The 23,835-nt window shown below is 29.6% G+C and carries 19 protein-coding genes; 7 read left to right on the forward strand and 12 right to left on the reverse strand.

Annotated elements, in window-relative coordinates; all coding sequences use genetic code 11:
* Positions 1-10 precede the first annotated feature (10 nt).
* Positions 11-3,184 (forward strand): SIR2 family protein, encoded by a 3,174-nt coding sequence (locus H8R24_RS06620; protein WP_187017775.1) that lies wholly within the window; start codon positions 11-13, stop codon positions 3,182-3,184.
* A 206-nt stretch (positions 3,185-3,390) separates the two neighbouring features.
* On the opposite strand, the gene H8R24_RS06625 is transcribed toward H8R24_RS06620, so the two are convergent.
* Positions 3,391-3,615, reverse strand: coding sequence for a helix-turn-helix transcriptional regulator (locus H8R24_RS06625; RefSeq protein WP_222617372.1), 225 nt, complete (start codon positions 3,613-3,615; stop codon positions 3,391-3,393).
* Between the two features lie 289 nt (positions 3,616-3,904).
* On the opposite strand from H8R24_RS06625, the gene H8R24_RS06630 reads away from it, so the two are divergent.
* The 3 genes from H8R24_RS06630 to H8R24_RS06640 are packed head-to-tail and all read left to right on the forward strand — an operon-like array spanning position 3,905 to position 6,661.
* The gene (locus H8R24_RS06630) at positions 3,905-5,209 is read left to right on the forward strand and encodes a LysM peptidoglycan-binding domain-containing protein (RefSeq protein ID WP_187017776.1); all 1,305 of its coding nucleotides are present in this window, start codon (positions 3,905-3,907) and stop codon (positions 5,207-5,209) included.
* 14 nt (positions 5,210-5,223) lie between these two features.
* Complete coding sequence (locus tag H8R24_RS06635; protein ID WP_187017777.1) at positions 5,224-6,201, forward strand: hypothetical protein; 978 nt, start codon at positions 5,224-5,226, stop codon at positions 6,199-6,201.
* A 10-nt stretch (positions 6,202-6,211) separates the two neighbouring features.
* The gene (locus H8R24_RS06640; RefSeq protein ID WP_187017778.1) at positions 6,212-6,661 is read left to right on the forward strand and encodes a hypothetical protein; all 450 of its coding nucleotides are present in this window, start codon (positions 6,212-6,214) and stop codon (positions 6,659-6,661) included.
* A gap of 184 nt (positions 6,662-6,845) precedes the next feature.
* Here the strand turns inward: H8R24_RS06640 and H8R24_RS06645 are convergent, their stop codons facing one another.
* Together H8R24_RS06645 and H8R24_RS06650 are read right to left on the reverse strand one after the other, a co-directional pair.
* Positions 6,846-7,481, reverse strand: coding sequence for a recombinase family protein (locus H8R24_RS06645; protein ID WP_187017779.1), 636 nt, complete (start codon positions 7,479-7,481; stop codon positions 6,846-6,848).
* Between the two features lie 147 nt (positions 7,482-7,628).
* A complete protein-coding gene (locus tag H8R24_RS06650; protein ID WP_187017780.1) occupies positions 7,629-7,919 on the reverse strand; it encodes a hypothetical protein in 291 nt (96 codons plus the stop codon).
* A gap of 146 nt (positions 7,920-8,065) precedes the next feature.
* On the opposite strand from H8R24_RS06650, the gene H8R24_RS06655 reads away from it, so the two are divergent.
* On the forward strand, positions 8,066-8,344 hold the full coding sequence (locus H8R24_RS06655) for a helix-turn-helix transcriptional regulator (protein ID WP_187017781.1): 279 nt from the start codon (positions 8,066-8,068) through the stop codon (positions 8,342-8,344).
* A gap of 39 nt (positions 8,345-8,383) precedes the next feature.
* Positions 8,384-8,776 carry a hypothetical protein gene (locus H8R24_RS06660; protein ID WP_187017782.1) on the forward strand — a complete coding sequence of 131 codons (393 nt, stop codon included), beginning with the start codon at positions 8,384-8,386 and terminating at the stop codon, positions 8,774-8,776.
* Between the two features lie 42 nt (positions 8,777-8,818).
* On the opposite strand, the gene H8R24_RS06665 is transcribed toward H8R24_RS06660, so the two are convergent.
* Genes H8R24_RS06665 through H8R24_RS06690 form a run of 6 tightly spaced genes read right to left on the reverse strand, consistent with a single transcriptional unit; the run spans position 8,819 to position 20,156 of the window.
* Positions 8,819-9,250 (reverse strand): hypothetical protein, encoded by a 432-nt coding sequence (locus H8R24_RS06665; protein ID WP_187017783.1) that lies wholly within the window; start codon positions 9,248-9,250, stop codon positions 8,819-8,821.
* Complete coding sequence (locus H8R24_RS06670; protein WP_187017784.1) at positions 9,231-11,198, reverse strand: hypothetical protein; 1,968 nt, start codon at positions 11,196-11,198, stop codon at positions 9,231-9,233. The genes H8R24_RS06665 and H8R24_RS06670 overlap by 20 nt, the downstream gene beginning before the upstream one ends.
* An 18-nt stretch (positions 11,199-11,216) precedes the next feature.
* On the reverse strand, positions 11,217-14,246 hold the full coding sequence (locus H8R24_RS06675) for a type III restriction-modification system endonuclease (RefSeq protein WP_187017785.1): 3,030 nt from the start codon (positions 14,244-14,246) through the stop codon (positions 11,217-11,219).
* A gap of 1 nt (position 14,247) precedes the next feature.
* The gene (locus H8R24_RS06680) at positions 14,248-16,218 is read right to left on the reverse strand and encodes a site-specific DNA-methyltransferase (RefSeq protein WP_187017786.1); all 1,971 of its coding nucleotides are present in this window, start codon (positions 16,216-16,218) and stop codon (positions 14,248-14,250) included.
* Positions 16,215-16,982, reverse strand: a complete 768-nt coding sequence (locus tag H8R24_RS06685) for a DUF4391 domain-containing protein (RefSeq protein ID WP_187017787.1) — start codon at positions 16,980-16,982, stop codon at positions 16,215-16,217. The genes H8R24_RS06680 and H8R24_RS06685 overlap by 4 nt, the downstream gene beginning before the upstream one ends.
* A 3-nt stretch (positions 16,983-16,985) precedes the next feature.
* Positions 16,986-20,156 carry a DEAD/DEAH box helicase gene (locus tag H8R24_RS06690; RefSeq protein ID WP_187017788.1) on the reverse strand — a complete coding sequence of 1,057 codons (3,171 nt, stop codon included), beginning with the start codon at positions 20,154-20,156 and terminating at the stop codon, positions 16,986-16,988.
* A gap of 147 nt (positions 20,157-20,303) precedes the next feature.
* On the opposite strand from H8R24_RS06690, the gene H8R24_RS06695 reads away from it, so the two are divergent.
* A complete protein-coding gene (locus H8R24_RS06695; RefSeq protein WP_187017789.1) occupies positions 20,304-20,582 on the forward strand; it encodes a helix-turn-helix domain-containing protein in 279 nt (92 codons plus the stop codon).
* A 391-nt stretch (positions 20,583-20,973) separates the two neighbouring features.
* Here the strand turns inward: H8R24_RS06695 and H8R24_RS06700 are convergent, their stop codons facing one another.
* The 3 genes from H8R24_RS06700 to H8R24_RS06710 all read right to left on the reverse strand — a co-directional run bounded on the left by H8R24_RS06700 (position 20,974) and on the right by H8R24_RS06710 (position 23,728).
* Entirely contained in the window at positions 20,974-21,654 is a 681-nt protein-coding gene (locus tag H8R24_RS06700) for a hypothetical protein (protein WP_187017790.1), read from the reverse strand.
* 558 nt (positions 21,655-22,212) lie between these two features.
* Positions 22,213-23,031 (reverse strand): DUF5131 family protein, encoded by an 819-nt coding sequence (locus tag H8R24_RS06705; RefSeq protein ID WP_187017791.1) that lies wholly within the window; start codon positions 23,029-23,031, stop codon positions 22,213-22,215.
* A 190-nt stretch (positions 23,032-23,221) separates the two neighbouring features.
* Positions 23,222-23,728 carry a hypothetical protein gene (locus H8R24_RS06710; RefSeq protein ID WP_187017792.1) on the reverse strand — a complete coding sequence of 169 codons (507 nt, stop codon included), beginning with the start codon at positions 23,726-23,728 and terminating at the stop codon, positions 23,222-23,224.
* Between the last annotated feature and the right edge of the window lie 107 nt (positions 23,729-23,835).

Genomic DNA, 23,835 nt, shown 5'->3' on the forward strand with positions numbered 1-23,835 from the left:
TATTTAAATTATGATACAAAACACAATAGAAGGTAACGCAAGTTTTTTTTTAAGTTATGATGCATTTTTAAGGTCATTTAAGCGTAACATTGATACACCTTATTCTTTCTTACTTGGTGCTGGAGCATCAATTAGTTCAGGAATTCAATCAGCTTATGACTGTATTTGGGAATGGAAAAAGGACATCTATTTGTCGAAACATTTAAATTCATCAGAGTTTTATAAGAATTATAAAAATGAATCTGTAAGAAGTAGCATTCAGAAATGGCTAGATAACGAGGGTATATATCCAAGTCTTGATTCATCTGAAGAATACTCCTTTTACGCACAAATAGCTTATCCAATAGCAGATGATAGAAGGAAGTATTTTCAAAGTCTTATTGAGAATAAAGAGCCATATATAGGATATAAAGCTTTATGTCTCCTTGCTAAAAATGATATTGTTAAAGCAGTTTGGACAACAAATTTTGATGGTCTCACAGTTAGAACTGCTTTTCAAAGTAGTTTGACACCAATTGAGATTACTTTGGATAATGTTGATAGACTCTATCGTAACCAAAGCAAAAGAGAACTTCTTTCAATTGCGCTCCACGGAGATTATAAATATACCAAACTTAAAAACACAGAGAAAGAGCTGGATTCTCAGGACGAAACCTTTTCTGACCATCTGGGAAATTACCATGTTGATAAGAATCTAATTGTGATAGGATATAGTGGTAGAGATAAATCTTTAATGAAATCTTTAAATGACGCATTTACTAAACAAGGAACTGGGAGACTTTATTGGTGTGGTTACGGAGATAAAATTAATGATGAAGTTGAAGAACTTTTAAGAAATATAAGAAGTGCTGGACGAGAAGCCTTTTATATACCCACTGATGGTTTTGACAAGACTCTTATTCATTTATCAAAGTCAGCTTTTGAAGATAATTCTATATCATTAGAATCGCTTAATTCGATTCTTAAATTAGCAGGTAATGAAGAATTATCAAAAGCAGAATTTGGTCAATCAATAGCTAGAGCAGATAAATATTTAAAAAGTAATTTACATGCAATAGTCTTTCCAAAAGAATTATTTCAATTTGAAGTTGAATATGGAGATAATAAGCCTTGGGCATTTTTAAAAGACAAAACTAGAAATACTGATATTTGTGCAATTCCCTTTAAGAAAAAAGTTTTTGCGCTAGGTACATTATCAGATATATCAAATGTTTTTAAGAAAACTGAAATTAGAAGGGTTCCCATTTCGAAATTTGATATTGATAATGTTAGCGCATTTAGGTCTTTAATGATTCAAGCTGTCCTGAAGCACTTTTTAAGTTATGGACTATTTGATTCTAATTTAAAGGATAAACTTTGGTTAAGAACTAGTGACAAATCAATTGGAGATAAAAAAATTCACAAAGCAATTTACCTATCTTTTTATTTTGATAATAACACTAAATTTGGTTATTTATCTTTCAGCCCAACTGTTCATTTGACAAGTGAATCCGAAATTTCAAAGGAGGTAAAGCAAAGAATAAGCAAAGAAGTTTTAGAGAAATTATACAATGATAAATTTGATGAAATTTTAGAATATTGGAATAGTATTTTGTTTAAAAATAAAAATCTAAAATTTGATTATCCATTAAATTCAGGAACTGGTTTTGAATTTCAAATTACTAAAAATACCGCTTTTGCCGAAATAATGGTGCTTGATAATAATTACAGAGCTTATAAACCTTCAGATTATAATAATAAGCTAACACAATTTAAAGGTGTTCAGCATTTAGAGCCTCAGCTAATATTTCAAAATAACATGTCAAATTCTCAGGCTAAAGATTATCATCCTATGAGAGCATTGACAAATCATAAACCTTTTGATAGTAATTTAAACGGAGTAATTTATTCAAATGAAATTAATATAGCTGTTATTTGTGGCGAAAATTATTCTGAAAAATTATATAATTTCTTGAATCAATTAAATTTAAAGCATCCTACAGATAATATTAATCCCGATTTCTTGATTGAATATCCAAGCTTTGCTTCGGCATATAATTTACCCATAAATATTCCATATTTTGGAGATGCTGATAAATGGATAAATATCGAATTAGAGAAATCCAATAGTGGTAATACGGATAGTGAAAATGCAATTAAATTGGCTAGATTAATAACTTCAAAAATTGAACAAATAATTAATATTCAGAGTCAACATACTATTGTAATCTTCATACCAAAGGAATGGCAGGCGTTTGAGAGCTTTCAAGAAAAAGGGGAAACTTTTGATTTGCATGATTATATAAAAGCATTTTCAGCTTCTAAAGGGGTTTCAACACAGTTAATTAGAGAAGAAACCTTAAGTGATAGATTAAAGTGTCAAGTATATTGGTGGTTATCTTTATCTTTTTATGTAAAATCATTAAGAACACCTTGGATATTAAATAACCAAGAAAAAAATACTGCATATGCTGGAATTGGTTATAGTATTAAGAAGAACTCAAATGATACCGAGGTTGTAATTGGTTGTAGTCATATTTACGATTCGAATGGTCAAGGCTTAAAATATAAATTATCAAAAGTTGATAATTATTTTTTAGATAAACAGTCAAATCCTTTTATGTCTTATAATGATGCCTTTCAGTTTGGAGTTTCAATTAGAGAGCTTTTTTATAATTCATTAGATAGGTTACCTGAAAGAGTTGTAATTCATAAAAGGACAAAATTCACAGAAGATGAGATTAAGGGAATTACAGCTAGTCTGAATATGGCAGGTATAACAAAAATAGATTTAATAGAAATTAACTACGAAACTGAAGCTCGTTTTTTATCTATGAATGTATTTAATAGTTTATTAAGCATCGATAAATTTCCAATATCAAGAGGAACATGTATTGTAACTAATAGATTTGAAGCACTATTATGGACTCATGGTATCGTTCCATCAGTAAGGAATGCAAATTACAGATATTATTTAGGAGGTAGGAGTATTCCTGCTCCTATAAAAATAACGAGACATTATGGAGAATCTGATTTGAATACGATTGCAATTGAAATTTTAGGACTAACAAAAATGAATTGGAATTCGTTTGATTTGTATTCCAAATTACCAGCAACTATTAATTCATCAAATCAGATTGCTCGTATTGGGAAACTACTTTCAAGATTTGAAGGTAAAACATATGATTATAGGTTGTTTATTTAAAAAAACACAAGAAATCAACTTGATGATTTTAATATATAGTTTTTTTATTTTTCTGTTTTTTTTGCAAGTTTATTATATTATCTGCGACACCAGCAAGTTTATAAAGTGTATTTCTTATAATTATCACTTCTACATCAGTGTAAAAAATTCCATTTTTATTTAAAATTTTCTTGCATTTTGTAATTGACAACATCTATTTGGTTTTGTTAAAAATCCAGTAACTCACTCAGTGGTATTTCAAGTCCTTTACATATTTCAAGGAGATAGAGATATGTAGGGTTAAATTCGCCAGCTTCGACTTTGTGAATAGATTGCTGGTCTTTTAAAATACTCAAACCAAGTTTTGCTTGTGATAATCCACGAGCCATCCTCAATTGCTTAATACGCAATCCTAATCGCTTCAACTCATTTGTATTATCTATAGCTTCCATATGAAGCCAATTTGAGGATAATGCTTAATTTTTTTAACATACTATAATATGTTAATTGAATTTTTAATTATGTTTGTGGGAATTTTAGAAGCAACCGTTAAATTGAGAAAATTTGGCGATAACTAATTCTTAATTTTTCGGATATTAATTAGCTATAGTTTTGCAGTAAAATATTACTTTATAAAAGAACTAATATCTTCGTTTGGGTAAATAGTCATAATGGAGATAAAGTAAAAAAGTTCAATGTTTAAAATAAAAAATCATAAAATATAAATATTCAATACTATAAATGAAAAATAAAATAAGCTCAAAACAATTATTCTTTGTTTTATTAGTACATTTTTTGAACATATCTAGTTCAATAGCACAAACTGTTAATACTAATGGCAAAACTGATTTCTCAATCCATGAAGTTAAACCAAAAGAGACCATATATAGTGTTTCAAATATGTTTAATATAGGTATAGATGAATTGATTGAACTCAATCCTGAACTCAAAGAGAAAGGGATTCAGTTGGGAATGCTTTTAAAAGTACCTGTTAAAAAAGAAGTTATTAAAAATGAAAATAAAATCCCTTTAAAATCAGATAATTTAAAAACTAAGAGCTCTGTACAGTTAACAAAAACAGATAATATTAAAGTATTAAAAAATTATGATTTAATTAAAGATGGATTGAAAGGTCGTGTAAAATCAATTGAAATTAACTTTCAAGAAGGAAAAATAGTTAGAGAATATAATGAATTTGGCAAACTTAAATCGATTGTTTTAAATGACAATTTTTATGATAAAATTGAAGATTTTGAAATGACATATTCTCCTAAAGAATTTGATGATGAGTTTTTGGTTGTACTTCCATTTGGTAGATTGAAGACTACAATTCATGTGGATAGAGGTATGCAAACTTCTGGAATTTCCCCTAAGAATTTAGATTATGTATATGATTCTGAAGGAAAATTAATAAGTGTCAAAAATATAAACTTTGAATATGATAACGATGGCAACCTAATAGAAAAAAAATATTCATATGATGATAATTATTTAAGTAACCCTGATTCTAGGTCAGCTATCAGTAAAATAAAATATAAATGGAAGAATGGGAAATTAATTTCAAAATATGCTTATAATGTAGTTGGAGATAGATACCATGAATTTTATGACATTGAATATATAGGTAATCAACAAATAATAAAAGTAAGTACAAATAGTAAAGATACGCCTCGAGAAACAATTACTATTACAAGAAACACAAGTGGTCAAATTATTAATAAAACACGAGTAAGTCACCCTAATTATTTTGGAGGTAAGCCAAGAGATTATTATACTAAATACTCAAACAATTACCTATATTCAAATGGATTTATAGTCAAAATTGGGAATACGGTAAAAGTAGTTAGAGATACCCATGGAAACATTCTTCACATAGATAAAGATAATTATAATAGAAATCAATATGAACATGATACAGAATGGTCATATGAATATGATGAGTATGATAACTGGATAAAAAGAACTGAATACAATGTAAAATTAGGAGATATAAAAATAACTAAAAAAACAGGTGAGATTACTCGAAAAATCACTTATTATCAATAATAAATATTAAACATATGAAATCATTATACATTACACTTTCTCTTATTTTACTATCCATAAATAGCTATTCTCAAATCGAAAAAGTTGAAGACCCAAACATTGTTAAAGATATTAAATCCGAAGAATTAAAAGGTAATGTAAAAAAAATAACTGTTTCAGATTATAAAATTGTTGAAAAATTTGGAGAAGCAACTGAAATTAAAACTATAACTACAGAAATAACCTTTAATAAAGATGGGTTTTATTTGAGCAAAAATGTGGATTGTGTAGCTGATGATAGGCTAGTTTCCATTCTTTGTGACTCAAAAAAGAAACTTTATTTATACCATGAGGGGAGTAATTGTGTTTCTTATTTTTCATGCACGCAATACGATTTTGACTCCTATGAGTACAAAACTGAATGCATTAATGGGTTACTACAAAAAATTACATATAAGTACAACACTAGTTATCGTTTAAATGGAGAATATAGAGTTTTTTATCATGATAAAAAAAAGAATCTTACAAAAATTGAATTCTATGATAAACAGGATAACATTTCTAAAATTTGGCAGTATTCATACAATGATAGTAACAAGATAATTGAAAAAAAAGAGTTTGACAGCAATGGAAATTTAAATGAAAAATTTGTTTTTGGCTATGACACAAAAAACCGATTGATTTTTAAGGATACTTATAAATTAAGAAACAATCCACTACAAAAAGATTCTTCAATTAAATATCTTTATGATATACATAACAACTTGTTAACTTGTTATAATTATGCCTATAGTCTATACAAATCTGCAATGGAGTCAACAGGTAGTATATCTTACAGTTATAAATACGATAATAATGGAAATATTGTTGAAGAAACACAGTCGTTTGGTAAATCTGTAGATACAAAAATTAAATATTATGGGTATGATGGTGCAGGTAATTGGACAAAATCAGTTTGGTATTCAAGTAAAAATAACCCCGAAAAAAAAGTAATAAGACAAATTGAATATTAAAAATAAAAACATGAAAAAAAACATTCTAAAATCACCAATATACTTTGTCTTATTCTCATTGATTATTATAAGTTGTAAAGACGTATCTACGGTTAATTCAATTTCTAATAATTCTGAAGACAAGAAGATTGATAGTAAATATATTGCTTATCTTCAAAAATATGAAGACCCAGATTCACAAGGGTCAGATAAAGTTAATTTTCAAAAAATAGGCAAAAATGTTTTTTGGGTTACTTATTATCATGAAGCTGGCACTAAACAAGAATATTATTGGAAAAATGTAAATAATTTATTAGTTCCATGTTTTATATTTGAATATGGCGGAATGGATTGGGATTCTAATTTAGAATATTATTTTGAAGATATAAAAACAGGTAAAAAGAAAGAAGGAAGTGCTACAGAAGCTGATATTCTTAAATTGAAAGAAAATTTCATCAAAGAGAATTTTAAAAACATTTAGAAAAATCATAAATTTAGAAAGATTTTTAGAAAAATAAACAAGTATGTTTTATATAAAATTCTTAAAAAAATATTTTAAAAAAATCTGCAAAAAAAATTTTTAGCGAACAGCATCGAACCCCACTATATCTAAAATACCCACCCCTCCCCCCAGGGCAGGTAACTGGAGGGAGGGGGGATTGAATTCAAATCATAGAAAGAGTCAACATCAAATCTTTTACCTTTTTTACTGTGTTTGGGGAAACATCATAACCTTTGCTTTTATCGCTTGCCAGTTTTGCCATGTCTCTAAGTGACATTGTAGGATTTGATTTTATCACCTTAACAGCTCTGTTGTGTTTTGCCAGTGTTTCTTCAGGAGTGTCTTTTGTTTCTTTCATTCGCCCTTTATAGGCTCCACGTAATCGAGCTTGAATTATCCCTTCAGCCTGTCTTTCAAGAAGTGAGGCTTTTTCGAGCGAACTCAGCTCACTTAGAATGGTTGTTATAAGATTAAATACTGGATTGGCTTTTTCATTTATCATTGACTCAAGCCCTAAGTTATCAATCTTAACAATCACTCCCTTGTCAAAGAAAAATTTAAGGGTCTGTAATACATTGATAGTAGACCTTCCTGCACGGTCAATTGCATGGATTGAAACGAAATTCACTTCTCCAGCTTCAACGGCTTCAACAAGCTTTTTCCCAGCTGGTCTTTCTGCAAATGGTATTGAACCGCTGATTGTATCAATAAATAATATTTCATCTGGATGGGATTTTGCCAGTTGGCGTAGGTTAGATTGTTGAGCCGTACTTTGGCGAATGTATCTCGCTTTTTTCATAATTGGATTATTTAGGTGAAATTTTGAAAAAGTGTGCATTTTTAGGATGGTGTATTTTGCACAGTTTAATTGGTTGATATTGTTGAGTAATGATTTTTTATAATGTGAACCGTATGGCTATAACCTAATTTTGCACAGGACTGAAGGTTACTTACCTTCAATCCAGTCCAGAATATCTACAAGCATATCGCAATACACATCATTTACTTCTTTTATAGTTTCTCCTTTTTTACTGATGAATGATATTGTGTAAGTGTCAATCCATTTTAACTGTATTCTGACAGTTCCTTTGTGTTTGAAACCTGAACATTGGAATTGTAACCCTCCTTGATATTCCTTTGATTCTGGTAATGCAATAAAGTTTTTAGAACCATAAGCCATTAAAGCCCATTTATCAGCATATTTAATTTGTTCAATGATTGTTTTAGCTATTTCCATTTTTTTTACAGTTATAAAGTGATACTTGATTAATACACTACAAAGTAAAGTAATATTTGATTAAAAAGCAAGTTTTGTTTAATTTTTTATTAAATAAATTAAGTCTTACTTGATTTATTTTCTATATTTGTAAAAAAAATATTAAAATGGGTGTACTACGATTAAAGGAAATAATGACATTAAAAGGAATGTCTAGGGATGAATTATCTTCAATAGTTGAAGTATCACCAACAACTATATCAAATATCTCAAGTGAGAAAAATTTACCAACGATTCAACTCTTATTAAAGATAGCTGAAGCACTTGATGTTGATATTAGGGAATTGTTTATTCCAACCAGAGGAACTTCTATAACTCAATTGGAAGTAGATGTAGCTAAGGAATTAATTGAAAAAGGACTTGGTATTTTAAATGGAAATATTTAATTATTAAAAATTATCAGATATTTATAATTAAAGCACTTTATGGAAAATATTAAAATTGGTAAAAGAGAAATAACAATTGAAAAATTTCAATTTGAACACACCTATAGTGGCTTAATAATTGGTTCGCCAAACGAAGTTATTAATACCAAAATCTTGTCTGATTACATAAATTCATTAACTAAAGGTCATCGTAAATCTATTTTTCATTATACTAGCAATGACTATATTTCAAAAGACACATTAAAACCAGTCATTTATTCTGCATTTTTAGAATCGGACTCAATTGATGATACCGAAAATCAATATGATGGTAGCAGGCTAGTTGTAAGTTGGTTTGGTGAAGAACAAATTGATAAATCAGTTAAACAAATTATTCAGGAAGGGTTAGCAGGTTTTAAATATGACAAACTCGCTGAAAATTTCAACTTTTAAAGAAATATATGTACACAGTTGTGTCCGTGATAACAATGTTTTCTATTCAAAAATTTTACCACTGGTTAATACTGAAAGTTTATTAAGGAATGATTTGAAATTAGGTGGGTATTCTTCTAGTCCATTTGATTTTAATCTAAAATCATCTATCCAAATATCGCATTCCCAAGAAGTGCCGTCACAAATAAAATTATTTTGATATTCCTTTTCCCATGATTTGCAGTAACGAGAAATATACTTGAAAAAATTTAGTTTTCTTTCCTCTGAAATTACTAAATTGGAATCAATAGAATCGGATTGAAAAATGGCAATATGTTCATATTGATAATCATTTATGAATATTGGGTTTATATTGGAAATAGTTGCAGTATCTCCTGTTTGAGCCCTATATAAGAACAATCCTTTTTTATATTCTAAAGAGTAACTTGACCCAAAATAACCACCTATTCTAAATTCAAATTTTTTTATTTTCATTATAATTAATTTGATTTTCCCAAACATTTCCTTTTGCATAATTAATTAATTCAATTCCTTTATCAATATATTTGTCATCACTTGTCAATTTGTAGTAAGCTGTTTCCTTCATTCTTCGAATAAACAAACTTTTCCAAATCATTAGATTATAATTTTCTTTTTTTGATAAATAAAACTTTACATATTCTAAAATTAAAAAACAAATTATAGAAATATACCATCGAGAAATCATCCCTATTCCTAATGAAATTAACGGAATAACAATAACAGAAACCAGTAAATCAATTCTTTTTGTTAAGTTTTTAGTTTTTTGCAATATTGAATATAAGTCTAATCTACCTTTTTGTTCGATTTCTTTATATTTTCCTTCAATTTCATCAATTTCATTTAACCTAGTATCAAAATAAGTTTTAGCAAAGTCTTTAAATTTAATAATGACGTTTTCTTGAACTGATTCAATTTTTGCATGACTATATCTTTCATCAGTAAAAGTCACAATCATATTTTTTATTTCTTCTTTATCAGTAGAATATACTCTAGCTTGATTTATAAAACTAAAAATATCTCTTCCTCTATGTTTAAATTCAGAGGTTCTTCTTTTTATAAAACTGAAAAAATTATCATAATCAATATCATCACTATCATTTGATAATGGATTATGTATCGCAAAAAGTTGAGAAGGCAAAATTGTTGCTGGGATAAGTATATTTTTATCGTCTGACAATATTTTGTTTAAACCTCTATCAGTTGTTAAATAAAATGACTTTACTTCTGAATAATTGAAGTTGTTATTTCCCCTTCTTTTGTTAACATACAGTACATTATAAGCATCAACTTCAGCTTGTTTATTTGAATATCGGTATGTAGTTATTTTTTTTCTCTCTTGAATTAATTTTTTTGCATAAAGAACAATCTCGTAAGGCTCTAATTTTATATTATGATTAGCTTGTTCAATATTCAAATCTGAACATATTTTTTTGAATCGAGATTTCATTAGTAATCCATATTGTTCTGGACTATTAACAAATTTTAAATTTTTTAATCTACTATACTGCACAATAAAATCGTCATTAAAAAAATGAGGAGCTTCTGCAACTAACTCTTGAATTATTTCAATATTTTTTGCTTGCTCTGCTTTTGATATTTTATTAATACTTGAATCTAATGTGTTATTCAATTCTTGAAATGTTCTCAAAGAATATTCAAAAATCACACCTTGTTTTATGCAGGATTTAATTAGTTTAAGTATGGTTTCCATTCTCTCTTCACCTCCAACACCTAGCATCCTAAAAATAATGTTGGTGTCTAAAACATATGTCTTATCGTTGTATATATTTTCTGAAAATTGTTTAACTCCCTTTCCAGATGTTAATATTGCAAATTCAATTGCTTTCACAAATTGATTATAAAGTCTCCTATTTTTTATAGGGTCATCGAATTCGAGAAATTCATTAAAAATATTTAGTTCTTGTTGCGTGAAATTATTTTTAATAATATCTGGGACAAGTGATTCAAGGTTTAAAGGGTTGAAAGCATATATGTTTTCATAAATTGATTGATATAATATTTTTAATATTATATCTTTAAAAATTAAATCATAATTATGAAACTTTAAAAACTTTTCAATAGAAGGTTCTATTGAGAATTCAGAAATATTTTTTTCAACCTCGTCAAACTTTTTAGGTGTTAGTTTTATTAATGGTTCACTTTCAGTATTTGTTATATCAAAAGAATGCGAATTAGTAATCAGATTGTCAAAAAAATCTCTTTCTATAGATTCTTTACTTTTAGTAATAGTAGCGTTAAATAATTCATCAGCTTTTAGGTTTTCATTATTATTTTCATATAGAATTTCAAAAATAATTGAAAGCACAACTCTTTTAAAGTCTTGGTTGTCTCTATCTTGTAATAAACATGCTAATCTTAAAATATTAATATTTTCCTTCATATTTATGAACTTAAAAAATTATTTACTCAAAGCATAATCCTCAACATCAGCTAATTCAGTAGCAACAATCATTTTACTACCAATAGCATTAAAATGTCGTTTACCGCATTTGATTTTAGCTTGTTCTTTCGGTCTTAAATCAAATAGACCTGTACTACCTTTGGATTCCACAACAAAGTACAATTTTTCATCATCTTGGTCTTTCCACATGATAGCCCAATCTGGGTTGTAGGTTCCAAGTGGAGTATCGATTTTAAACCAATCTGGTAGTTTAGCATAAACGGAAATATTGGCACTGTTTTCAAATTCCTTTGCCAAATTAGATTCTACATTGGAGTCATAAACAACATAATTATAAGGTGATTTTGAACTCTCCTTCAAATTACTTTTCATATAGCCAAATAACTCTTTATTTTCAAAAAGCTCTTGTTCGTAGTATTCAGCATCACCAATTTTTTTGTAACTAATACCATCAATGATGTGTAAGTTCATTTGTTCATTGATAATATCAATACAGCCTTCAATAAATTTTTGAGGATTGATTTTGAAGTAATCCAATTTATTGATTCCAGTTAAAATGCTTACAATTGACTTTCTGGTCAGCTGGGTCTCATTCTGAAGATAGCTTACAATATCTGGCAATCTTTCTACTTCATCTTTGATACTTGTTGTTTCACTATTAGGACTTATTGTAGCATCAACTCCGCCAGCATTAATAGAGATTGAAGCTTTGGTATAAATTAGTTTTCCTCTAGTGATTTTTAAACGGTCATTGATAGCATTAATACATTCTTTAACTAATGAATCAGAATCAAAGTTAACTGAGAATGTAGTTTTAAATTTTACTTTTTCCCATAGTTCTCTAAACTCTGGACTGTCTAAAATTCTTTTATTTACGGTCACTAATTTTTTATCTGCTTGGTTTTTTATTTCAAGTCTTCCAGCAGTTTCCTTTAATGTGTTGATGATTTGATTTAGAACATGTTCCTGTTCTTTGAATTCCTCTGGAATTACAACCGTTTCATCCTTTAAATCAATTTTAAGCTTGTCTTGTACTTTTCCTTTAGCATCAATATAACCTTGGCTTATAAGATGTTTGAAAAGCTCTTCTGATTTTTCTTGTCCTAAATAAACCGTATCATCTTCATTAATCTCAACAACAATATTTCCAAAACTATGTTTTTCAAGAATACCGAATTTAATCCCCGTTTCTTTTTCAATCTCTTTCTGGAAATTATCCACAAATTCAGCATAGGTTTCTGTAGCCATGACCGTTAAAGTGTTCACTTCATGCCCATATACACGTTCTCCTGATTGATTTACGCACAAACGTAAACCACGACCTATTTCTTGTCTTCTTCTAATTTCGGAACCACCAGCATCTTTCAAAGTACAAATCTGAAATACATTTGGATTATCCCATCCTTCTTTTAAAGCGGAGTGAGAAAATATGAAACGTAATTTTGAATCGAAACTCAAAAGCATTTCTTTGTCACGCATGATTAGATTATAGGTGTCTTCATCTGCATTGGTGTTTCCTTTGGTATCTTTAAAGTATTCATATTTATCCTTAGAATTACTTTTTTTTGATTTTTTATCAATTGAGAAATAACCATTATGAACTTGATTTACGGCAACTTCTGCATCATTTAATTCTCCAAATAAACTAACGTATTTTGGTTTTGCTATTAGCTTTAAATATTCTTTTTCGAAAATTTCGGCATATTCACCATTGGCAACATTTCCATCTTCATCATATTGACGGTATTTGCCAACAGAGTCAATAAAAAACAATGAAAGCACTTTGATTCCTTGAGGATTCAATACTAATTCTTTGTTTAAATGCTCCTCAATGGTCTTGCGGATTAAAGCTGTTTTGATTTGCTTATCATCTACATTTCCAATGGCTTCACCAAGCTTTATAACTTCGTCTTTACTGGTAAAATCAATATATTCATTTCCAGCTACGGCATAAATATCTTTTATAATGTAGCCTTCGTATTCTGCTCTATCGGTAATTTGTTCTAAATCTTCATTTTGTTTTACCAGAACCGTTTTTCTCGAAATACTTCCGTTTTTAAAAATATCCAGTTCCAACTTTGCTACTGGAAAACCCTTTGAGACTTTTACCTCAACCAATCTTATATAAGCATTGTTGTTAATTCCTTCTGTTTGAACAGAACCAACTTCAATTTGTTTAACCAATTTCTTTTCATAAGCATCTACTGCATCCAGCTTATACATCATGTTTATTTTCTCGTCCTTGCGATGCGTAGCGGAATATTTAACTATAGCCAAAGGATTCAAGCTCTGGATGGCTTTCTTTCTGATTGGTGTACTTATTGTAGTTTGCGGTTCATCTATAAAAACAACTGGGTTGGTATTTTTAATTAAATCCAATGGTTTGTATCCTAATGAATCATTGTATCGATGGATAATATTTGCTGTTTTCTTTAAATCATCAGGATTATCAAAGCTTTTTGCAAATGCATCAATATTGATAACCATAATTTCCAAGCGGTCATTGGTAGCAAAATCTCTAACCTCATTTAGTTTACTAGAATCATAAACAAAGAAATTGTAGTTGATGTTATCATACAATTCTCTTAAATGTTCTTTGGTAATTTGTAATGATTTGTAAACCCCTTCTTTGATTGGGATAGAAGGAACTACAATGATATGCTTTGAGAAACCATACTTTTTATACAGTTCAACTATGCTTCTCAAGTAAACATAAGTTTTACCTGTACCTGTTTCCATCTCAACAGTAAAATCAAGATGTTTTCTATCTATTTCAGCTCTTGTTGAAGGTTTTAATCCATTGGATAATTGTATTCTCTGTGTGTTTTCAAGAATTTGTCCTTCTGTTAATAGTAATCTGTTACCATAACCCATATCAGTAAACCCAATATTTTGCTGTTTGGCTAAAAATTCTGGAGAATATACCGTAAAGTTAGAATCACATTTTTCTTGACCACTAAAAATATCTACGATGGCTTCAATGGCTTCTTGTTGGTAGTTTAACGTACTATCAAATTGTATTTTCATATTAAATACTCTTAATTTCGTTAATACCAAAACGTTTCAAGGTTTGAACTGAGTTTGTTTTCTCTACATCACCAAAACCTGAGTCTTTAAAGATTACTCTACATACTTCTGGATTTAAGGCTTCTTTCCAAGCTCCAATTCCTTCGGCTACTTTATTGGTGATTCCATCAGCAAGACAAATAAACAAGGCTCCAAAACCAATACTAAATACTTTTTTACCTTCAATGATTTTTTCTTCGATTGGTAAGGTTAAATCCAGACCGTATTTTAATAATATTTCAAACAATACATCTTCTTCTGTACGACCAGTTTTAATGTTATCTTGAGAATCAAATAAATTATCTACTAGATTATCTGGATTGCCATCCCAACCTTTAATGTTAGAACTGTCTAATTTGAAAACTTTGAAACCTAGGTCTAAATTAGCAATTGCTATTTGTAATCTATTAATTTCTTGTTGGTCTTCTTCCAATAAGCTGTTTTTTGATTTTAGCTTTTCTATTTCTGCTAATTTTTTTGCAACAATTAATTTTCCTGCTCTTCTTATTCGTTCTTTTCCAATTTCAGCAATATTAGTATAACCCTCTTTGAAGGCTTCGCTTTTTTCGTCGATTGCTTCAGGAAGTTGAACTTGAATATATTTTCTTTTTCCACCATCTTTTGAATTAATTTGCATTACTGCATGAGCAGTAGTCGCTGAGCCTGAGAAAAAATCCAAAATTATATCATTAGTTTTGTCACAAGAAATGGTAATAATCCTTTCAATTAGTTCGAGAGGTTTTGGAAAATCAAATATTTTTTTTCCATTAAATAACGTTCTCAAATCTCTAGAAGCTTTTTTATTTCCTTCTAAATCATTCCATAGTGGCGAAGGTCTTTTTGTTCTTCCTTCTAAATAATATTTAACATATGGCCACCAAACTGTAGAATCATCTTTTTTTGTTTTTTTCCATAAAATTAAACCTTCTTCTAAAAATCTCTTAAATGTATTATTTTCAAAACGCCAACGACTTTCGTATCCACCAGGTCCAATTGGATAAACTTCATTACCATCAGGGTCAATAACTGGGTAATACATATTAGGTCTATCAGTTCTCTTATCACTACTTCCCGTCTTTCTCATTTGGTCATAGGCATATTTACCTTTCTCATCTTCATTTTCAAACCTTTTTAAATCATGTTCTGTTAAAGGGAGACCATTAAGTCCTCTGTTTGAGGTTTTTGAATATACAAGGAAGTAGTCAAATGAACTACCTAATCCTTCGCTATCTTGTCCAGTTGTTTGTCCAGTTGTTCTTACAATACAGCCAATAAAATTTTCTTCTCCAAATATTTCATGAGATAGTTTTTTTAAGTTTTCGACTTCTTTATCATCAATTGAGATAAATATTATTCCTTCTTCATTTAGCAAATTTCTTGCTAAACTCAATCGAGGATACATCATATTTAGCCAATTGGAATGATAACGACCATTAGTATCTGTATTAGTAGAAAGCTTATTACCCTCATCATCAATTTGTCCAGAAATTTGTTGGTAATTCTTTAAATTATCTTTGTAATTATCTTTATAAACAAAATCATTTCCAGTATTATATGGTGGGTCAATGTAAATCATTTTTACCATGTTGTTGTAGCTTTTTTGCAACAATTTCAGTACTTCAAGATTATCACCCTCAATATATAAGTTTTCGGTGGTATCCCAATTTACACTTTCGTCTTTAGCTGGTCTTAAAGTTCCTGTACTTGGTTTATGCGCTTCTCTTCGTGCTTGAGCTTTACCAGCCCATGTAAAACGGTAGTATTCCTCTTCCTCTTCAATTTCCTTTCCCAAAATATCTTGTAACACCTTAAAATCAATTTTGCCTTCTGTAAGTACTTCAGGAAAAAGCTCTTTCAGTCGTGCAATATTATCATTTACTATATCTAAACTTTGAGTAAGTTCGTCTCCTTTTGTAATTTTATCTAAGCTCATAGTGTGTTTAATAATGTTTTAAGATGCTCAATTTCGTTTCTTTTCTTCTGGATTTGAATGTTCAAAGAAACTCTCGTATTGAGTTGGGATTCTTTTTTTATTTGGTTTGACAAAGTAAGGATTTCTTTTTCTATTTTTTGAATAGTTTCCAAATGTTTTAGGTCTTCTTCAGTTCTTATGGAACTACGTTTATTGAAGGTTCCTGTAACCATTGCAGTTTGAAATTGCACAATAGCATTGGAGTAACTCTTATAGGTAGTTTCCAAGTTGGTTTTGTCTAAAATGGCAAAATCCAAGCCTTCAAAAAAAGCATTGACTAACTCATTTTTGTATAATTTTGATACATTGGGTGAGTTGATAAAAGTCTCAATTGTTCGTTTTGATTTATCATTTTGATTGATTTTTTTGTCGCAAACGTTTACTACAAATTCATCTGCATTTTCAATTACCAAAACAATTGGATAGGGAATGTGTTTTTGGAATAAATTAGTTACTTTATCAATCGTTCCTTTGATAAGATTTCCTGATAGCGTACAAGTCATTACTTGAATTTCTTCAAAAACATAGGTTTCATTTTGGAATAGAGCAATATTAGTGTTGGATGGTTTGATACTCGCCAACCATTCCATTGTAACAATTTCGTTCAATGTTTTTTTATCAGCAGAAGTCAGCTCAAAGTTTCTAATAAAGAAAGCCTTGCTTATTTTCTTACTGATAATTGCCCTTTCAGGTATATTTAATATTTTGTTATAGTTAAAACTCATTCTTTATTTAATAATCAAATAACTGATTAATTCTAGATTTTCTTCCTGACTGATAACTGAACTCAACAAAGTAGTTCCACCCGCTGTAGCCAGTGAATCTAGTCCTACTTCTTCCTGTACACCAATCACTTCTTGAATAGCAGTTTTAAGCAAATTAGCGTAGGCATCCATCTTTTTGTTAGCTTTAGTTTCTTTGTCAAATTCGGCAATTAAATCTGGAATGATTTTATCATTTCCCATAGCTAATTTTCTAAAATAATCTAAAGCCGTTTTGGTTTGAGAAGCTTTGATGATTTCGGCACCATCCATACTAATATAAACCAAAAAGAAGGGATATAAGATGTTGTTTTTAAGTTTAGAAGCAAAGTCTTCACTATTCCCTTTTAAACAGAAAATAACGCCTTGTTTTACATGCTCTAGATTTGACTTAACTATAGCGTAAGATGCTTTTGGTATGTGTTTCAATTCTTCTAATTCCGAATCGGTGCTTTTCTCTAAATCTATTTTAAAATCATTAAAAGTTAAATCAGTAATTGATATATTTCCGTGAACATCCTCAAGGTCTATAACTTGATTTTGTAGTTGTTTCAATTGTTGTTTACGATAATCCAAATCCTGCATTTCACGGCTATTTTGAGAAATAATATTATCTTCACCAGTAGCCGAAACATCTAGCATCACCATTCTCCCCTGAACACGAGCCACCAAATCAATAAAACTATCCAGCTCCATACTTGGGAAAAAATTTACCAATTGGATATTATCATTTTTAGACCCAATACGGTCAATACGTCCAAAGCGTTGAATAATACGAACAGGATTCCAGTGAATATCATAGTTTACCAAATAATCACAATCCTGAAGGTTTTGCCCTTCAGAAATACAATCGGTACAAAACAAAATATCGATTTCATTTTTTTCATCAGGATAAATTTCAGCTCTCTTTTTTGAGAAGGGAGAAAAGTTAGTCAAAATGGTATTCAAATCCGTTTTGCACTTTGGCATATTGGTCTTATTGGTACCTGAACCTGTAATCAAAGCCGAGTTTAAACCATGTGCTTTTTTTAACCAATCGTGTAATTCGTTATACAAGTAATTTGCAGTATCGGCAAAAGCAGTAAACACAATTACCTTCTTGTTATTATCATTGATTGGTTTATGCAGTTTTTCTTCAATAATAGTTTTAAGCTCCAACAATTTAGCATCACGTTCCACATCAATCAACTTGATGTTTCCCATTAATTTAACCAAAACAGCTTTATCCTGTTTCAGGTCTTGTTTCCAAGCAATATTGTCTAAATCTTGAATCAATACTTTGGTTTTACCACCAACCAAGAGGTCTTCTAATTCGGTATCGTCAATATCAATATTGTTGATGTCTAAGTCAAGATTTAAAGTTCCAGATTGATGATTCTCTATTTGTTTTAAGTTGGAATCTATAAAATTAATTAATTTCTCAACCGTTAATCCAAAAGAATGAATGGAACTCTCCAAACGTTTTAAAAGGTTTACACGCATTAAATAAATCAAACTCTGTTCACGGTCAACTTGCCTAAAAACGCTTCCAGTACCTGTTTCCATGTCGTATTTAGCTTCGTATTCTTCTCTTTTATCGGCTCTTACATAAGCTAGAGGTGTATAAGATGCTAAAGTAAGGGTACTAATTTCATCGTAAATTTGTCCAATATCGCTAAATTGATTTTTAGTATCAATTTCGGGAGTTAGGGTTATTGGTACTAATCTATTTGGAAAGTTACCAATATCTGACATATCGTAGTATTTCTCAATATGTTTACGAGACCTCGCAATGGTTAACATGTCTAATATTCTAAAGTAAGAACCATCCAAGCTTTCCATTAGTCCATTGACATCAAGATTGTTCGGGTCTCCATTTTTATACCATAAGGTAAATTTTCTTTGTGCATCTTTCATCACCTGACTGATACTATCAATCCCATATTGACTAAAATAGCGGTCATTTCCTTCTGTAATAAAAGCGACTTGATTTTTTAAATCGTTCATTTTGTTATTTACGGGAGTAGCCGATAACATCAATACTTTTGTTCTGATATTCGCTTTTATCACCTGATTCATTAAACGCTTGTAACGAGTCATTCCATCCCTTTTATTGGGATTATTTCTGAAGTTATGGGATTCATCGATAACAACCAAATCGTAATTTCCCCAATGAATAGTCTCTAAATCAATATCACCTGATTTCCCTCTTTCTCTGGTCAAATCGGTATGATTTAAAACATCAAAATTTAAACGGTCTTCTGCTAGAATATTTCTTTTATCGTTTAGGGTATAAACTGTCCAGTTTTCTCTTAATTTTTTTGGTGCAAGTAATAAGACTCTTTGGTCATTCCTTAAAAGATAGTATTTTATAACTGCCAACGCTTCAAAAGTTTTTCCTAAACCAACAGAATCAGCAATGATACATCCACCATAAGTTTCAATTTTATCAATAGCACCAATTACAGCATCTTTTTGGAAATTGTACAGCAAACTCCAAATTTTAGAATTTTTAAAACCTGTTTTTTCTAACTTTTCATCGGCTCTTTCATTTACCGTTGAATAATGAAATATTTCACGAATACTGTACTTGTAAATTGCTTCTGCTGAAATAGTATTGGTTCCTTTCTCTAATAATGCTTTTACTGCATCATTCAAGACTATCTTGCTACTGTTCCAAGCTCCATTGAAATAAGATAGATACTGATTTTGGGTATCTTCAATATTATTTATAAAAATTAAATTCTCATCATTGATAGTTCCCAAACATACTGAATCAAGGTCTAATGGTGTTAAGAAGAAACAATTAGAAATCCCATCATTTTCTACAATCAGAATATTTTGATTACCAATTCCACCTTTTCTAATTTGAATTTTATCATCAATCAGCCCAAGTACTTGGTTTATTCGGTACTTTCGGTCTAATAAAAGATTTATTTTATTTTCCTTTTCATTTTGAATAAATCGAAAATCATCTTCAGCATCAAAATTATTACTCAACAGTAAATTGATTTGTTTTGACTTTGAGAATATGTCAACTAATTCAAATAAGGCGAATGCAGTAAAATGGTTGCAACTTATGTAAATATTTGAATTTGGAGTGATTAAATTCTGAAGTTCTTCAAGTAACAATCTACTTTTGTTGTCTATAATATTCATTATCAAGGTTTAAATTGAGAATAATTTTTTGGATGTAAGCATATAAATGTAGTGTGTTTTGTATGTTTTTTTGAATTTTTTTATCACTTTTTTGGTGATAAATCCCTAAAATATTGATATTTAACATATTAATTTAAAACAAATAAAATGGAAAATGCAATCATGTTACATAATTTGACTCCAGAGGATTTGGAGGAATTAATTAGAAAAGTTGTAAAAGAACAACTGGAAGAATTTAGAAAGAATACCTCAACAGAAAATCCTGATGAATTATTAAATAGGGAGGAAGCATGCTTAATGCTAAAAATTAGCTTGACGAGTCTCTGGAATTGGACGAAAAAAGGAAAATTAATGGCTTATGGAATAGGTAATCGAGTCTTTTATAAACGTGGAGAATTGATTCAAAGTTTAGTTAGAATTAACTGATAAAAGGTGAGATTTTGTAAGTAGAAAAATTTTATTTTCAGAATTTGTTGAGAGTTTGAAGACATTATCATATTATTAGATTGAGTTTTTGCTAAAAAGGGCTTTAGAAGGGGTTTAATCGATGATTCTGAATGTGAGTCCATAGAGCGTTTACAGGTGCGTCTTTATCCCTAATGGTACCAAAAAACAGCTATAAACTTCCTTTTTGGTACAAAAAAAAGATAAATAAAATCTTGAAGTAGACATTCTAAAAAGGCTATTTAAGGAATATGGTGAGAGATTTTTTGATGCACGGTGTTACCAAAATGTTATTTCAAAATTTATGAACTGACTAGATAAGGCTAAATAACTAATTCTATTTAACCTTATTCAGTCAGTTAATTTGAGTTTTTTAATCTTGAATCATTTGGTGAATATTTGCCAAAACTTCATCTGTAATTATAATCCCCTCATAACCATTACTATTTTTATCTTTATGAAGGTTTTTAGCAAAGGCGATGAATTTTTGAAAGTTCATTGAAGTCGAATTTGCTTTTTGAACGAAATCAAGTACATCATCTGGCTCCTTATATCCTAGATGTTCTAAAATAAAGTAGATATTTACTGTATCTCCTAATTGATAAGTAATTAACATATCTTCAAATGATTTACTGTTTTTAACTTCTTCATTTGAATCCTCGCTTTGAGCATTAGTTATTGCTGGAAGAGGGTGATTTTCATCCTCTACAGTTGCATCGAAATTTTGCATCGAAATTTCTGGAGCCAAAAAACTTTCAAGTTTTTCAATGTTTACCCTAATTTCATGTCCAGAGGTACCAGTTCTTTCATCATAATCTTTTTTAATCGCCTTGAAGAAATCAAATTTGTTTAATGTTGTTATAACAGACCTCATTCCACCGTATTTCATTCCGAACTTTAAAGCTAAAGTATTATTCGTTTCGAAACATATTTTCCCATTCTTTTGCCACCCAATAATGTAGGATACGAATAGTTTTTGCGTTGAAGATAGTTTTGTTGTTGCTAGTAAATTGTAATCTACTTTCACGAAGCTTTTCATTTGTTTTTCTTTCATGTTTATTTATTTTTTAAATTGTATTTATTTGTTTTTATTTCAGTAGGAGGTGTTCTTTTGACAGCAATAGATGTTGATTTAACAACTGTGAATTGTGTTTAAAGAGCAGGGAATTTTGTTGGAGCAGTAGCAGGGATGTTGAATAAAGCTCTATCTACATAGATTATTACTATATTAATGTAAGATTAAATAATAAAATAAATTAATATTAATATTAATTACTAGATTCATATTCAACATGTTAATGATAAATTATTTATATTTTATTCTTTATGTTCTTTTAGATTAATATCTATTATTAAACTCAAACTGATTGATAACAGAAACACTTCAACGGATTTAAATTGCGAAGCAATTAACCTTATCGAAATTGATTTAAGGAAAACTAACCTCAACTCAATATCCTGCGGAGCATTTGTTTTTTCCTTTCTAAAAGAATAATATCAACGTTGCGAAGCTTTGCTACTTTTAATCAAAAACACATCTCAACTAAAAGAAAGTTTTGGCTCCGCTCAATTGCCACCCCCGAATTCCGCTCAACCCCCTCCAAGGGTTTAATTATTTTTTAAGATTGTTTTCAGGAAATTCTCTTATTATCAAATCTTCTGGAATTGCTTGGATTTTATCAATTTGTTTAAAGAAAAAAGGAATGCCTTTCTTTTTACAATCATCTCTGAGTAGTCTTCCCCAATCGGTATTAAAAGGTCGTTTTCCGTGTCCACTTTCACCACCATTGATAACCCAATCAACCATGTCTAATAAGACTCTATCCGTTCCATCATTAGCTTTAGCCATCAAATCTACTTTCTCCAATTGCGGTTCAATAGAAAGAAATCTTTGACCTGTTACCTTTGAGAGCTGAACGATTAGTTTATCTGCTGTTTCTTGGTCTACTGGTGAAGTTCCAAACATTACGTTCTCAGGTGGATTTTCCTTCCAACTCTCAGGAATGTATTTATTGATATTTGACGGTCTTTTGGTCAATAGTAAGAACATCAGATTGGGTGAATTAGGAACAATCTCATTGAAGAATTTATCTCTCAACTGTCCTGTGTTCCAGAATTCATTTTCTTCTTCTGGATATGGATTCCCTTTATGGTCTACTAATGGCATTGGTTTTTCGAAAATGTCCATCATAGAACCCACAAAGACTCTATGGATTTCATTCTGCTTTTCTGCCTCCTTTTGGAACTTTTCAATTTTTGACCAAACATCTTTAATCATTCTTCTAGGTTTATCATTACCCCAGACATCATTTCCAACTCTTTTTGCAAAGGTTAGTGCGTAACAGTTGTCACATCCAGCGTGTACACGAACGCAACCCCACCATAAGTTAGCCGTGTGATTTGTCCATTCTATTTTGCTATTTTCAGCCATAATTTTAATTTTTAATTTGTTTCTATTGATATTAATTAGGACACAAGAAGTCCTGTACCCAATTGCTGGGTGAAAAGTGATTTCGTTAAATTATTGAGATGATTTTTAGAAATTATTCGACAAGGTTGTTTTGATTTTACTTAAACTTGTCATGTATCTTATTAGAATAAAGATTGTTGATATGAGATTTTTATAAAATCACAACGTTTCTATTTGTTCTAGATTTAAAACTTCTTTTGGAGAATCTGCTTGACCTCTGATTTAAAGTTTTATCTTTTGTTAGATAATCCTTCATCGATAGATTCTGTTTTAATTGGTAAGTAGTAACTACCATAAAATTTGGCTCATTCAACTCTTTTGATTGTTGTAAAGATTTTCTATTAGCCAAATATGCTATTGAAGGCTTAACAAAAATTTTGGCTAATTCAAGTTCTCCTTTTGAAACAGCATCATTTTCTTTTTTCAGTAAGTACTCAATAAATGTAGTTGCATATAAGAATTGCTTAACACCAGCATCAACGAATGAAATTATTGTGTATCCATTGATTTTAGCCTTGATAACTTTTCTTCGCACTCCAATTATCTCTCCAGTACTTTTATCGTATTTATAGCCTTTATTCAATGCGATTTCGCATTTTTGATTGTTAATTGAAAGTCTAATTTGTTTTGCTTCAGCTGATTTTAATGAATTTTTCATGATTTTAAAATTTTAAGTTAAGACAGTTCTCTTCCCGTCCATTTTCAAATGAATTTTTTTTGTTTTACTATTTTTGTGATTGTTTGCTTTCCAGATTAGGAAAGGCT

The organism is Flavobacterium muglaense (assembly GCF_014305155.1).
Classification (GTDB): domain Bacteria; phylum Bacteroidota; class Bacteroidia; order Flavobacteriales; family Flavobacteriaceae; genus Flavobacterium; species Flavobacterium muglaense.